General features: G+C 63.7%; 12 protein-coding genes and 2 pseudogenes. 6 read left to right on the forward strand and 8 right to left on the reverse strand.

Features of this window, described 5'->3' with window-relative positions:
* Positions 1-813 (reverse strand): GAF domain-containing protein (locus tag HP445_RS00690; protein ID WP_175330758.1); only part of this gene is annotated, 813 nt, incomplete at its 3' end.
* A gap of 179 nt (positions 814-992) precedes the next feature.
* Here HP445_RS00690 and HP445_RS00695 point away from each other — a divergent pair.
* The gene (locus HP445_RS00695; protein WP_128781649.1) at positions 993-1,646 is read left to right on the forward strand and encodes a GAF domain-containing protein; all 654 of its coding nucleotides are present in this window, start codon (positions 993-995) and stop codon (positions 1,644-1,646) included.
* Between the two features lie 29 nt (positions 1,647-1,675).
* Here the strand turns inward: HP445_RS00695 and HP445_RS00700 are convergent, their stop codons facing one another.
* The 4 genes from HP445_RS00700 to HP445_RS00715 all read right to left on the reverse strand — a co-directional run bounded on the left by HP445_RS00700 (position 1,676) and on the right by HP445_RS00715 (position 4,888).
* The gene (locus HP445_RS00700) at positions 1,676-2,083 is read right to left on the reverse strand and encodes a hypothetical protein (RefSeq protein WP_128781650.1); all 408 of its coding nucleotides are present in this window, start codon (positions 2,081-2,083) and stop codon (positions 1,676-1,678) included.
* A gap of 153 nt (positions 2,084-2,236) precedes the next feature.
* The gene (locus HP445_RS00705; RefSeq protein WP_128781651.1) at positions 2,237-3,136 is read right to left on the reverse strand and encodes an NAD-dependent epimerase/dehydratase family protein; all 900 of its coding nucleotides are present in this window, start codon (positions 3,134-3,136) and stop codon (positions 2,237-2,239) included.
* A gap of 3 nt (positions 3,137-3,139) precedes the next feature.
* Positions 3,140-3,940 (reverse strand): SDR family NAD(P)-dependent oxidoreductase, encoded by an 801-nt coding sequence (locus HP445_RS00710; RefSeq protein ID WP_128781652.1) that lies wholly within the window; start codon positions 3,938-3,940, stop codon positions 3,140-3,142.
* Between the two features lie 117 nt (positions 3,941-4,057).
* Entirely contained in the window at positions 4,058-4,888 is an 831-nt protein-coding gene (locus HP445_RS00715) for an oxidoreductase (protein WP_128781653.1), read from the reverse strand.
* Positions 4,889-5,042: 154 nt separating this feature from the next.
* Between HP445_RS00715 and HP445_RS00720 the strand changes: the two genes are divergently transcribed.
* The 5 genes from HP445_RS00720 to HP445_RS00740 all read left to right on the forward strand — a co-directional run bounded on the left by HP445_RS00720 (position 5,043) and on the right by HP445_RS00740 (position 7,547).
* Complete coding sequence (locus tag HP445_RS00720) at positions 5,043-5,933, forward strand: helix-turn-helix transcriptional regulator (protein WP_128781654.1); 891 nt, start codon at positions 5,043-5,045, stop codon at positions 5,931-5,933.
* A gap of 93 nt (positions 5,934-6,026) precedes the next feature.
* Positions 6,027-6,272: a hypothetical protein gene (locus tag HP445_RS00725; RefSeq protein ID WP_128781655.1), complete on the forward strand. Its 246-nt coding sequence runs from the start codon at positions 6,027-6,029 to the stop codon at positions 6,270-6,272.
* A 122-nt stretch (positions 6,273-6,394) separates the two neighbouring features.
* On the forward strand, positions 6,395-6,583 hold the full coding sequence (locus HP445_RS00730) for a hypothetical protein (protein ID WP_175330759.1): 189 nt from the start codon (positions 6,395-6,397) through the stop codon (positions 6,581-6,583).
* Between the two features lie 224 nt (positions 6,584-6,807).
* Positions 6,808-7,326, forward strand: a complete 519-nt coding sequence (locus HP445_RS00735) for an alpha/beta fold hydrolase (protein ID WP_164941291.1) — start codon at positions 6,808-6,810, stop codon at positions 7,324-7,326.
* A gap of 8 nt (positions 7,327-7,334) precedes the next feature.
* Positions 7,335-7,547 carry an alpha/beta fold hydrolase gene (locus HP445_RS00740; RefSeq protein WP_128781658.1) on the forward strand — a complete coding sequence of 71 codons (213 nt, stop codon included), beginning with the start codon at positions 7,335-7,337 and terminating at the stop codon, positions 7,545-7,547.
* 1,589 nt (positions 7,548-9,136) lie between these two features.
* On the opposite strand, the pseudogene HP445_RS19265 reads toward HP445_RS00740, so the two are convergent.
* From HP445_RS19265 to HP445_RS00755, 3 genes and pseudogenes are all read right to left on the reverse strand, one after another.
* Positions 9,137-9,682 (reverse strand): annotated as a pseudogene (locus HP445_RS19265) (expansin EXLX1 family cellulose-binding protein); the annotation flags it as partial.
* A gap of 150 nt (positions 9,683-9,832) precedes the next feature.
* A complete protein-coding gene (locus HP445_RS00750; RefSeq protein WP_128781660.1) occupies positions 9,833-10,594 on the reverse strand; it encodes a GH12 family glycosyl hydrolase domain-containing protein in 762 nt (253 codons plus the stop codon).
* A 323-nt stretch (positions 10,595-10,917) separates the two neighbouring features.
* Positions 10,918-11,914, reverse strand: a pseudogene (locus tag HP445_RS00755) (IS481 family transposase).
* Positions 11,915-12,279 lie beyond the last annotated feature (365 nt).

The following is a 12,279-nucleotide window of genomic DNA, read 5'->3' on the forward strand; positions in this document are numbered from 1 at the left end:
ACGAAGTGCCGAAGTCACGAAGTCCGGGAGCGGCCACACAGCACGCGCGACGACGGGGCAACAGGGACGCCCAGAGCGCAGGAGCACGAGAGCGGCGAGCGGCCACACGTCGGCACAGCAACAGGGCAGGAAAGGGGCGAGGGCACTGTCGGGGGTGATGAGAAGCTGACCGGTGAGGATGAGGTTCGCGGTATCCGCGATGTCCTCGCCCCGGGTGGTGGCGTGTGCCTCGATCAAGAGATAGGCGTCGGCGGGTGCGAGCGCGAGCTGGGCGAGCACGACGCCGGCCGCTTGATGGGTAGCTCGTTGGTGGAACCGGTGTCGGGAGCGGTCGTTGTGGCGGGTAATGACGCGTTGTAGCAGCCATCGGCTGATGGTGCCGGCGAGGACCCTGGCGGCTTCTGCCTGCACCGGGTGCACTTGCAGCGAGCGTTGTGCGTACACGTCGACGGCGCCAAGGAGGAACGGTCCGAACCGGAGGGGCACGGCGAACAATGCTCCGACCCCCGCGTCATTCGCGGCCGGGAGAAACAGGGGCCACCTGTCCGTCGGGTGGTCACGGACGTCCGGCTCGAGAACTGGACGGTTGTTGTGGAGCGCGTCCCAGCAGGGGCCTTCGCCGAGACTGAACTGAAGCTGGTCGATGTGGCATGCGCGGCTGTCGGTGGCCGAGATGGTTTCGTTGCCGGCGAGGTCACCGTACGACGCGACGGAGGCGCCATCACCCGGAACCAGGGTGAGGAACCGGGTTGCAAGCTCCGCCCCGGGCAGGGACGCAGCTGCGGGGACAAGGGTAGATCGTGGTGCATTCATGACGTGCTCTCTGACGCCAACTCACCGGGGCCGGACGGAAACGTCCAGCAACACGCCACGCAACGCGAGCGATGCCCTGACGCTACGTCGCGCACACTCGCCCACGCGCCGTTCATCCCCGATCCGCATACGCGTTACGGCTGGCAGGTTCGCGAACTGTCCCACAGTACAGTCCGACCATGACCAGGTCAGAGGCACATCGAGGTGAGGACCGTTTCGAGCGCCTCTCCAAAGGCCTGAGCAGTGTTCTGAACCCCGACCTCGAGGTCCTCGACGCCATGGACCGCGTGATCACGGCGTGCGTGGAGCTCACCTCAGCAACGGAAGCGGGGATCGTCCTGGCCGATGCGTCCGGGACCCTGCACGTCATCGCTTCGACGAGCGAACGCACGAGCGACGCGGAAGAGGCGCAGCTCGGCACGAACGAGGGCTCCTGCCTGGACTGCTTCCGGACAGGGAAGACGATCGACGTGCCCGACGTCACCACCCACGAGACCGTGTGGCCGACGTTCGCTGAGACGATGCACGAGAGAGGGCTTCGCGGGACATTAGCCGAGCCGATCCGCCTGCGCGATGGGACCATCGGTTCGATGTGTCTGTTCGCCGACCACACCGACGGACACGACGACCGCGACGTGGTTCTGATCCAGCTGCTCGCCGACGCGGCATCCGCCGCGCTCGTGCGGCAACGCGATGCCGGCCGGTTGCGCACCTTCGAGGAACAAATCGACGACGCAATCCAGGCACGAGTACTCGTCGAGCAAGCGAAGGGGGCCTTGGCCTACCGACGCGGCAATGCTCGGCTCCTAGACGCCGCCCTTGGTCAACGCTGACGGCGTTCGTCTTGGAACCGTCCCACTGACTAGTTCTGCTCAGGCACATCCTTGTAGGCAGTGACACGGATCGGTGTTGCAATCAAGCTGCGCACTCGGACGCGGAGATCCAAGACGTGTGACATTGCTTTCAGAACCTCGTACGGATCCACATCGTGAATGAGGAAGCTCGTGACAGGGAGCTCTCCGCCGTGCTGTTCCGCGATGCGCGGGTAGATGATCCCGCCTTCGGGAGCGAGACTTGCGTCGATCGCCAGGACGCGCAGCTCGTGCTCGCCCTCTCCCCCGCCGACGTCAATGCCAACGATCATCCACTCGTCTGCATCAAGTCCAACAAGCTCGTGCAGCGACGCGCCGGTCATGCGTTCGTCGATCTGCACCGAGCCCTGCCAGTCGGGGTATGTGACCTCAGCATCGCCCCAAATGTAATCCGCCATGCAGTGAGGATCGCATAGCTACCCCCGGCCGGCTGCTGTCTCGATAGCCGATCGTCTACCGAGACAGCCTCCTGACCTCTGTACAGCACTTCCGGGGATGACAGTGCGGCCACACCCGCAGAGCGGGTGTGGCCGCACTTGGCACGTTGGAGGTCAGCGGCCGTTGGGCTCGACGTGGTCACGCCAGGTGTGCTCGGGTGCCCAGCCGAGGTCGCGCTTCGCTGCGGCGTTCGAGAGCAACGATCCGAACTCGGCCAGCGTGCCGTTGACGGAGGCGTTCGGGTACCGCTCTGCGATGATCTTGGCGGTGGGGATGGGCATGACGGTGTCGTCGGCGACGATCAGGTACGGGTGGAAGCCGCGCTCGGTCTGGTGCAGGGCCTTCTCGGTGGCGGTTCCGACGTCGCGGCCGTCGATGTAGGACCAGATGTCCCACGCACGGGTGTCGAGGTTGTCGGCGAAGGAGGGGTACTCGTCGTACTCGTCGACGTTCTGCACGTAGGACAGGCGGAGCCCTGTGACGCGCAGCTCGGGGTCGTTGTTGGTGTACTCCTCAGCGAGGTGCTCCATGAACAGCTTCGACAGACCGTAGGCGTTGCGGCCATGGCGGGCGGAGTCGTCGTCCAGTGGGAGGTAGTCGAGGTTGGCGGGGAACGGGACGCCGAGGACGGTCTCGCTGGATGCAAGGACGATGTCTTTCAGGCCGTGGCGGTGGGCCGCCTCGAAGACGTTGTAGCCGGCGATGACGTTGTTCTCGAACGTCTTCGCGTTGCTGTAGAGGCGGGGGTGAGGGACGGCTGCGAGGTGGACGACGACGTCGAAGGCGTTGTCGACGGTGTCGCCGAGGACGTCCCAGCCGACAGAGCCGAGAGCATCGAAGGTCTGGCCGTAGTCGGTGAGGTCGGCGACGATCGAGATGATGTCGGTGCGGGTGGCGGGGGTCTGGTCGATCCCGAAGACCTCGTGCCCGTCCTTGAGGAGCTGGTCGACGACGTGTTGGCCGACTTTGCCGTTGATGCCGGTGACGGCGACGCGCTTCTTCGTGGTGCTCATGGATCAGCCCTCCTGGGACTCGATGGGGCGGGTCAGCTCGGCCTGCTTGGCGGCTTTCTCCGGCTCGGGGATGGTGCGGTTGCTGATGACGATCTGCTTGGTGTCGTCGTCGCCGCCGACGACGTGGTCATCCCCGGCGAGGAGGGCTTCGTAACCCTGCCGGGCGACTTCGGTCTTGTCGTTCTTCTTGAAGTCAGGGCCGAGCTTGGTGTTGTTCATCCCTGCGTGGGCGTGGAAGTCGCTGTCGGTGGCTCCTGGCAGGAGCGCGGTGACGCTGACACCGGTGTCCTTCAGCTCTTCGCGGAGCGACTCGGCGAAGGAGAACCCGAACGCCTTCGAGGGGCCGTACACGGTCTCGAACGGGGTGGGGGTGGTGGCGGAGATCGAGGAGACGATGAGGATGCGGCCGTGACCGTTGGGGACCATGTGCTGCACGACGCGCTTGGCGAGGTGGACGGTGCCCTTAATGTTGATGTCCAAAACGCGGAACTCGTCCTCGAGGGTGTTGTCGACGAACGCGCCGCCGAGGCCGATCCCGACGTTGAGCGCTGCCGCGTCGACGGGGCGGCCGAGGTCTCGGACGAAGGTCCAGAAGCCTTCGACGCCGTCGAAGGTGCTGGCGTCGGCCTGATGCGGATAGGCGTTGACGCCAAGGGCTTCCAAGGTTTCCGCGGCAGTGAAGACGCGGTCGCTGGAACCGGTGAGGGCGACGTCGTAGCCGCCGGTGGCGAACTGCTTCGCGAGCTCGAAGCCGATACCGGATGAGCCGCCCGTGACGAGGGCGAGGGGACGGGTGTCAGTCATGGGATCTGCCTTCCGACGTGATCGTGGTGCGCGTCCGTTCGGTCGTCATTCGGGGGCCGAACGGATGCATGGAACGAGTGGTCCGTGCCGTGAAATGTCGCTCTGGTGTCGGGTAGGTCATCGGTCGGCGCTGCGGCTGACGTGCTCGCGGGCGGCGATGTCGTCACGAACCATGTCGAACTTCTCGAGGATGCCGTCGTAGGCGATGTTCCCGAGAGGCAGACGCTGCGGCGGATTGTCGTCTTGGGCGACGTCCACGATCGCGACGGCGGCCTTCGCGGGGTCGCCGGGCTCCTGGCCGGCACCCCGGCGAGACCCCTGACGATTCGCGCCGGCGGTGCTGGCGTAGTCGGAGATCTCCCGGTCGGGCTTGGTCTCGGCAGCAGAGTTGCCAGCCCAGTCGGTCGCGAAAGGTCCGGGCTCGACCAGCACCACACGGATGCCGAGCGGAGCGACCTCCTGCGCAATGGCTTCCGAGAGGCCCTCGACGGCGAACTTGGACGCGTTGTACCAGGACAGCGCGGGGAACGAGCGAAGGCCTCCGACCGAGGAGACGTTGATGATGGTGCCACTGCGGCGTGCGCGCATGCCGGGCAGGAGCGCCTTCGTGACTGCAGCGAGACCGAACACGTTGATCTCCATCAGGCGACGCTCTTCGGCCTCCTCGCCTTCCTCGAAAGCGGCGAAGTAGCCGATGCCGGCGTTGTTGAACAGGACGTCGATGCCACCGGTGCGCTGCTCCGCTTCCGCCGTGACGGAGCGGATCTGGCCGGCGTCAGCGACGTCGAGCTTCATCGGGATGACGTTGTCTCCGCCCGCGTCGATGATGTCGGAGAGTGCGTCCGTGTTCCGTGCGGTGGCGACGACGGTGTCGCCCCGCCGCAGGGCCTCGAGTGCGACCTCGCGGCCGAATCCGCGCGAAGCGCCAGTGATGAGCCAGGTAGCCATGAAACAGGTGTCCTCTCGATCGGGGCCGGAAGATCTCCGGCGCCCATCCAGGACACCGGGGGCGGGGAAGGTGTGTCAGGGCCGCGGTGTCGTAGGACATGGAGGCCCACCCACCTCCGTGCCGCCGAGAGTGTGTCTCGGGAACAATGAGCACATGGCGAAGAACGAAGCGCTCAGCGAGTTCCTGACGGGCAAGCGGGCCGCCGTCACCCCGGCACAGGTCGGTCTCTCCGCCACGGGTCCTCGACGCGTTCCCGGGCTGCGCCGCGAGGAAATTGCCTTCCTGGCAGGAGTCAGCGTCGATTGGTACATCCGCCTCGAGCAGGGCAGGCAGGTGACGCCTTCGGAGTCGGTGTTGGCGGCGATCGCGAAGATCCTGCTCCTCGACGACGCCGAACACGACTACCTCGTGAACCTCGCCCGGCCCGCGGCCGGGATCACGGGAGGCCCCGCCGAGGCTCCGGTGCGGCCTGGGATCGTGAAGATGTTGCGTTCCTTCGACCGCCAGGCAGCGTTCGTCGTGGGCCCCCGAACCGAGGTCCTCACCGGAAACGACCTGGCTTGGGCGCTCCTGACGGACTTCCCGAGTAGGGAACCCGACGACCGGAATCTGCTGCGCTGGATCCTTCTCGACCCGGATGCCAGAAAGCTCTACGCCGACTGGGCCGTCGTCGCATCAGAGATGGTCGGAGTGCTCCAGCTCGAGGCAAGCTCCTACCCCAACGACCAAGCCATGGCTGCCTTCCTCGGAGAGCTTGCAACCAAGAGCCCGGAGTTTCGAACGTGGTGGAGCATCCCCAACCCACTTGGGCGCACATCGGGCCGCAAGCTGTTCCTGCACCCGGCCGTCGGGGAGATCCTCATCGACTGGGAAGCCTTCGTGGTTCCCGGCCCCGAAGGACAGACGATGTTCGTCAACAGTCCCGCGGACGCAGCCGCAGAAGAATCACTGCACCTGCTTGCCTCATGGTGGGCAACCAAGACCAAGCCGCGCGCAGAGCCACGACCCACTGAGCCGACGACCTTCACGCGACTGTCTCGGTAGCCGATCGCCTACCGAACGAGTCCACTTGCATCCATTGACAAGATCAGGCGGACAATCCGTACCCCTCGGAGTCGTTCCGGTGTCTATTGGGTCATGACGCCGCGCATCCCGAAACTGCCGCTGACAACCACCGTCAACCGCCATGAGCTCCACATCGACTACGTGCCAAGCACCACAGCGCACCGCAGCTGGACCGTCACCGAGCACTTCAGCTCCGTCACCGTCGGTCACCCCTCGCTGCGCTACGAAAACGGCGTGTTCAGCACTGACACCTCAACCGGAGTCGTGTCCGACCCGGACTGGCACGTCGTGCTCGAACATGCCTTCGCTCGCGCCTGACCGATCAGTGAGGCCCGGGGCGAGCTGCTCCGATCAGGTGGCAGCCCGCCCCGCTGACAGCGGGAACCACCCTGCTGCTCCCTCCAGGATGCTCCACAAACAGCCCGGGTACCGTGCCGACGATGACAGCGGCACGATCCCGTCGTCGGAGCATCCGACGCCGGCAACGGCCACCGCGCGGAGCCCGGCGGACGACCTGGTGGGAATGGGCAGGCCTTGGCACCCTGGGCGCCATCGCCATCGCCATCGCCATCGCACTCGGCCTCGGCCTCGGCCTCGGCCTGACCGTCGCAGCACTCATCCTCCGCTGAACCAGGCGACCTCAACTACGTCGCGATAGCCGATCCTCTACCGGCCCCATCGGCCCCCAATCGGCCACGGGCGTTCGCTTCGATCACTCACTTCTGAACGCATCGCAGTCGGTCAGGAGAAGCCCGGCGATGCCAGCGACGTGTGCACGCCTCTGCGGCGCAGTCCAGGGTCGTGCATGACCTTCTCGACTGGAGGCCCCGCCGTCGGCAGAACCATTCCTGGTGTGGAGCATCATCTCGTCGACGCGAGCGGAGTCCGGTGGCACGTCGTCACGGCTGGCGCCGGCCCCGTGGTGGTGCTCGCTGCCGGATTCCCGCAGAGCTGGTGGGCCTGGCGGCACGTCATCCCCCTGCTCGCCCGGCACCACTCGGTCCTCGCGATCGACCTGCCCGGGCAGGGTGACTCCGGTCCGTCCCCGGTGGGCTACGCACCGTGGGATGTGGCCGGCCCCATCGCCGGGCTTCTCGACGCGCTCGGGCTCGCCGAGGTCACGTTCGTCGGTCTCGACGTCGGCGCCTGGGTCGGCTTCGCGCTCGGCTATCGCAGCCCCGATCGGCTCCGCGCACTCGCACTCGTCGACGGCAACATCGCAGGGATCAACCTCAACCTGGACGACGACGACGGTCACGGCGGCTGGCACTTCCTCTTCCAGCGCGTCCCAGAGCTCCCCGAAGCGATGCTGGTCGGGATGCTCGAGTACTACCGGGCCGCCCCACGAACGAGCGTGTCAACACGGCGCTGACGACGCCGATGCCGGTGCCGGTGCCGGTGCCGGTGCCGGTGCTGACGATCAAGGGCGCACGGTCCGGCTCCTCAAAGCTCGCCGAGGGCCTGAGGGACCGCACCGCTCATGCGACCTCGATCGTCCTCACCGACACCGGGCACTACGTCCCCGAGGAGCGACCTGCGGAGGTCGCCGCCGCCATCACCACCCTCGTGAAGTCCGTGGCGGCCACGCCCTGACGCTTCCTACGTCACGAGGCGTTGTTGCGCGTCTTAGACCGTCTCGATAGGCGATGCGTAGCCACGCACGAAGGCCAACCCCACAAACGCAGAACAGCCGGCCACCATGGAGGTGGCCGGCTGTTCTCGTTCACGCCGATACGGCACCATCTTGTCGCGGCCGAGCTCCGCAACTCATCGGTGGCCCATTCAGACCGCGCCTTAGCATGCTCGCCAGACAACACCCACGTGAGTCGACCGAGTTTGCAACGGAACCTAGAACGTCATGCCGGCGCCTGCGTCCGGACAACCTAGTAGGCTCGTCCTGCACAGGATGCAAATATTGGTTGCTCGGCGCGTTTCACGTACCTCAGAATACCCCACTCCGGGTACACCATGCCCAGAGCGACGTATTAGATAAATCAGCGATCAGGACGAGGAGCCATGCCATTGAACACAGCCCATCGAGTTGCTGTAGAGCTGTTCACATACCCCTGACCACCGGCGTACTGGAAACCGAGATAGCACCCTGGTTCAGCATAACTTGTGACCTCATAGGTAATATTGGCAATCAGCTTCACGCTGACAGCGCGATCTGGAGCGTCAACGGCTACGCAGCGCTCGAAAGAACCACGTACCTGCTTGATTTTGATTGCCTTGATCTCCCTAGGGGAATCACCCACCGGTCGGAAGGTGAGTACGACTGAGGGCTTCGTGATCACGGACGGTGACGGAGCAGCCAGGGCCGCCCCGTTCGCAAAACCGCAAGCTCCAGTGACCGCAGCAGCAGAGACCACGGCCAACGCAACGAGGCGATGTCTGATTGATCGTGTGCCAAGCATAATATCTCCCAATCTATTACTTTCTGCGCCCTACCTTTTTGACGCTTCGCTCTCCAGCGGAAACAATCCAATTCGATGAAGTAGGCCACACTCTGCGCGTCTTCCACCCCGCATCCCCCATTTCTGACTGACGAACGCCAGAACTGCACGGAGATGACAATCTAACCCAATGTGCCGTCACTTCAGAGCATAAGGAGCCGGCGGACGCCCAGCGTAAACTGTCCAATGGCTCGACGTGTTACTATTGATGATGCCCCTCGAACCAATATAGAAATTGCCGTCGGGGCAATTCAACTTTGAGAAGCTGTACACATTATAGTCCGTGTCAGGAAGGATCGAATTGGTCACGGGCACCACCTTCCACTGACCCCCCGTACCGGGAACGGAGAACGCATCGAAGTTGTAGCAACGGCCAACATTGCCACCCGGTTCCCTAATCAGGATGGACTTGACGGGGTGTGGATTGTTCCCCCAATAGGTCTGGAATACCATTGGCACGGCCGTACTCATGCTTCCGCGCAAGTCGTAATCTCGAGTCGCTGCCGAGGCCGACCCAGTTCCAGTGCCGACAGTTGTAAGCAAAACAAGCGCAAGGGCAAGAACCGGCAGAAACAGTTTGAATCGGTTGATTGCGTGATACACAGGTAACTCCTTTTTTTCGGCCCCAATGGCCGGGATGTTTCTCGCGGTTTGAAAGAGATCTGGTCAGCTCAAGAGAGCCGCATTGCTAAGAACGTACATATGGACCGAGGCGTGAGAACATGCTGGCTACTTCTGCTGGTAAAGGTGCACGGAAGTGTGCTGCAATTTGCCCGGCTCGAGCCGAATGCCACGCACGACTGCCCGATGCGCCAGCCGATCTCTCACGACAACAATGAATGGGCCGGTTCCTGCTCCCTGAGGAGCGAGCCAATATCCGTACGCAGTTCTGACCAGGGGTTGCAGGTGCGTGGATCGCACGAGTTGCACACTGCTCAGTTCGTTACCGTTGTTGAGGATTTGGAGTGCCATCCACGATGCAGAGGAGCCCTCTTTAACTCGCACTGTCAGACTCGGAACATCGGGATTTCGCACAACGTGGTAGGAGACCTTCACGAGGCCCGCGTTATAATTATCGATCCGTCGAAAGGCCTTGGAACTGAGATCGATGTGTCCCGGCTCGCAGCCAGGACACTGGTCCACGACGATAACTCGGACCTTCCCTCGTGCACCTCGGACTTCGAGGTACTCACCACAAGCCGCTCCATGCTTGTACTCCGACGGGCTCACAGCGACGTATAGATCGCCTGCAGGAACCTCGGGAAAAGAGCAATTCCCGTTGGCGACATGTTGACCAGGTCGTAATGAGTCGCAATTTTGTGCGCTGGTTGAGGTTGCGTTTGGTTCTCAGCTGATCCATTTGTGATGAGAGACAGGATTATTGCTGCACTCCCCGTGAACGCCGCCCCTGACGAATCGACCACATCACACGCACGTCGATGACCGCTGTTCGACCCAATGATGCACCGTCGCAGAACCGGATCCATTGTCTACTTCGATGCCAAACTCGGTTCCTACCAGGCGCAGCGCGGGGTCCGCGCCTTGGCCAGCGGCCAGCCGCATGAATTGCATCAGATCGAGTTGCCCTCTGAGTGCACTGTTGTCCGATACAAAGGAAACGACTGGCCCGCCGAACGCGCCGTCCCCCTTCCAAACTGACCACACCCGGCCAGCTATGCGCGCTTTTCCCACCGGCGAACCAGCCGGAGTGGTTCCTTCGTGCTCTCCCCAAATCATGACCTCAAGGGTTGGGTGGGTTTGCCAAGAGAGGTTTGGCGACGTTGACGCCCATAGGTCATATGCAACGTCGTAGCTGCCAACAGCCTTAACTTCATAGCCTACTTTGCTGCGCAGAGCGCATGACGACGGGCTACTGACATGAATCGGCAGAAGACCGTTATGCAGCTTCGGGGTGTCCCAATGCCACCCTCGCACAATGGACGGATAGCCTTTTACGTTCTTTGTGGTCCCAGGCCAGTTCCACTCAAAGAGCGCTCGCTCTTGACGTTTTCGGATGGTTTGCCTGCCTGCTCCGTCGCTGCCCCACATGTTGTTATAGATGTAACTACCGTCGTTATAGACGGGAATCTTCGCGCCCGCGTCACTACTAGCTTGTGCAGTGCCTGCTACGAGGTTGAGAGCTGAGGCGGCAGTGATGATCAGTGCAACGGTTTTCGTAATCAGCATGAATATCTCCAGGTGAGTCCGAACGTCGGCCTTGTCGGACCCGCACGACCGAACGGTCGGTTTTCGCTAGACGATCGTCTAGGCTGGAAAGCTAGACGCCCTGGGCCGACCTTGTCTAGGGGGCATGGCGCGAAAGGGCCCGCCTGTATGAATTCGCAGAACCTGCAACCTCACTCCACGGGGCAACGACTCGTTGGCACGGCTCGTCGCTCGTCGGAGCGGGAGCGCACCCCGTGAAGCGGGTACTGTGACCGAACAAACGCAGTACAGAAGAAAGGCAACGCTCACTCATCATTGACCGGCGTCCCTGCCCTGTTAACGACCTAGCTGTAGTTCCCGGTGAGGTTGTGGATGCGTTCTTGTGGGGTTTCGCCGCCGAGGCCGGTGTGTGGTCGGTGGTGATTGCAGTGATGCAGCCAGTCCGCGTAGGTCGCGGTCCTGGCTGCATCCCTGTCGTAGTGGCGGGCGTACGCTCACTCCGCCGCGAGGGTTCGGTTGAACCGCTCAACCTTCCCGTTCGTCTGGGGTCGGTAGGGACGTGTGAAGCGGTGCTTGGTCTGACCGAGCGCGGCCGCGGAGGCGTGGGAGCGGTAGCAGGCGCCGTTGTCCGTCACCATCGCGTCGACCTGGATGCCGGCGGCTGTGAAGAACATCTTCGCTCGGTCCCAGAACCCGACCGCGGTGTCGCCGAGCTCGTCGTCGTGGATCTCTGAATACGCCAACCGGGAGTAGCCATCGACCGCGTGGTGCAGGAACCGGAACCCGCGACAACCGCGCATCCCGCCGAGCTGCGCGGTCCCGATTCACGCCAGCGGCGCAGTCCTGCGCTGATCTGCGGCCATGGGCCCGCCACCCGCCACCGTCCGGGATCCGGCATTGCTTCTTGGTGTCGACGTGGACCAGCTTGCCAGGACGGGTTCTTTCGTATCGGACCGGTGCCCGCCGGCGCCCCGCCAATCCGGTGGCCTGGTCGATGTTGCGCAGTAACGGCATTCGGAACCGGGCCAGGACCCGCCCGACCGTTGATCGGGCCAGATGCAGATGAAACGCGATCCGGTGCGGCCCCCCACCGCTGTGTCAGACGCAGCGCGATGATCTGCCGCTCGGTCCGCGACGGCAGCCGGCTCGGACTGCTAAGGGACGTGATGACCGGTCCCGCATCGACAACCCGGCCCGATACCGGCGAGCCCATTTCGCTGCGGTCGCGGGTGAGCACTGGAACCGTTCCGCCGCTCGACGGATCGGCCAACTATCCTCGACGATCAGCCGGGCAAGACGTTCCCTGCCAGTCGGGATGAACGGGGCATTAGCGTGAGTCATGAAGACCTCCGGTGCGACGTGGTGTGTAGTAACTCACATCGCCCCGGAGGTCTCCTTCTCACGTCACCCGATCACAACGTCCCGAGGAACTACACCTAGCGCTGGGTAGCTCAGAGGCGCTGAACACCACGCAACGATCGAGCACCGCATCAAACGGCGCGCAGCCAAGACGACGACCAAGGTTCTCCCGGATCGCCAGCAATGCGGCCGTCTTGAGCGCAATGTACCGTCCCAAACCACGGCAATCACTCGCCCGCCCAGGGCGCCAGGCAACGAGGCCGTCTGCATGGCCCCTTCACCCCGCTGGCCCCCCTCCCCCGTTTGCACGTCCAGCGACGAAGCCACGACACCGACCGCGATGCAAC

The organism is Curtobacterium flaccumfaciens, from assembly GCF_013359815.1.
Taxonomy (GTDB): Bacteria; Actinomycetota; Actinomycetes; order Actinomycetales; family Microbacteriaceae; genus Curtobacterium; species Curtobacterium flaccumfaciens.

Bases quoted from the DNA above. Each gene is read 5' to 3' on its own strand.
- HP445_RS00695 (WP_128781649.1), top strand. From the start codon at position 993: ATGACCAGGTCAGAGGCACATCGAGGTGAGGACCGTTTCGAGCGCCTC.
- HP445_RS00700 (WP_128781650.1), bottom strand. From the start codon at position 2,083: ATGGCGGATTACATTTGGGGCGATGCTGAGGTCACATACCCCGACTGG.
- HP445_RS00705 (WP_128781651.1), bottom strand. From the start codon at position 3,136: ATGAGCACCACGAAGAAGCGCGTCGCCGTCACCGGCATCAACGGCAAA.
- HP445_RS00710 (WP_128781652.1), bottom strand. From the start codon at position 3,940: ATGACTGACACCCGTCCCCTCGCCCTCGTCACGGGCGGCTCATCCGGT.
- HP445_RS00715 (WP_128781653.1), bottom strand. From the start codon at position 4,888: ATGGCTACCTGGCTCATCACTGGCGCTTCGCGCGGATTCGGCCGCGAG.
- HP445_RS00720 (WP_128781654.1), top strand. From the start codon at position 5,043: ATGGCGAAGAACGAAGCGCTCAGCGAGTTCCTGACGGGCAAGCGGGCC.
- HP445_RS00725 (WP_128781655.1), top strand. From the start codon at position 6,027: ATGACGCCGCGCATCCCGAAACTGCCGCTGACAACCACCGTCAACCGC.
- HP445_RS00730 (WP_175330759.1), top strand. From the start codon at position 6,395: ATGACAGCGGCACGATCCCGTCGTCGGAGCATCCGACGCCGGCAACGG.
- HP445_RS00740 (WP_128781658.1), top strand. From the start codon at position 7,335: ATGCCGGTGCCGGTGCCGGTGCCGGTGCCGGTGCTGACGATCAAGGGC.
- HP445_RS00750 (WP_128781660.1), bottom strand. From the start codon at position 10,594: ATGCTGATTACGAAAACCGTTGCACTGATCATCACTGCCGCCTCAGCT.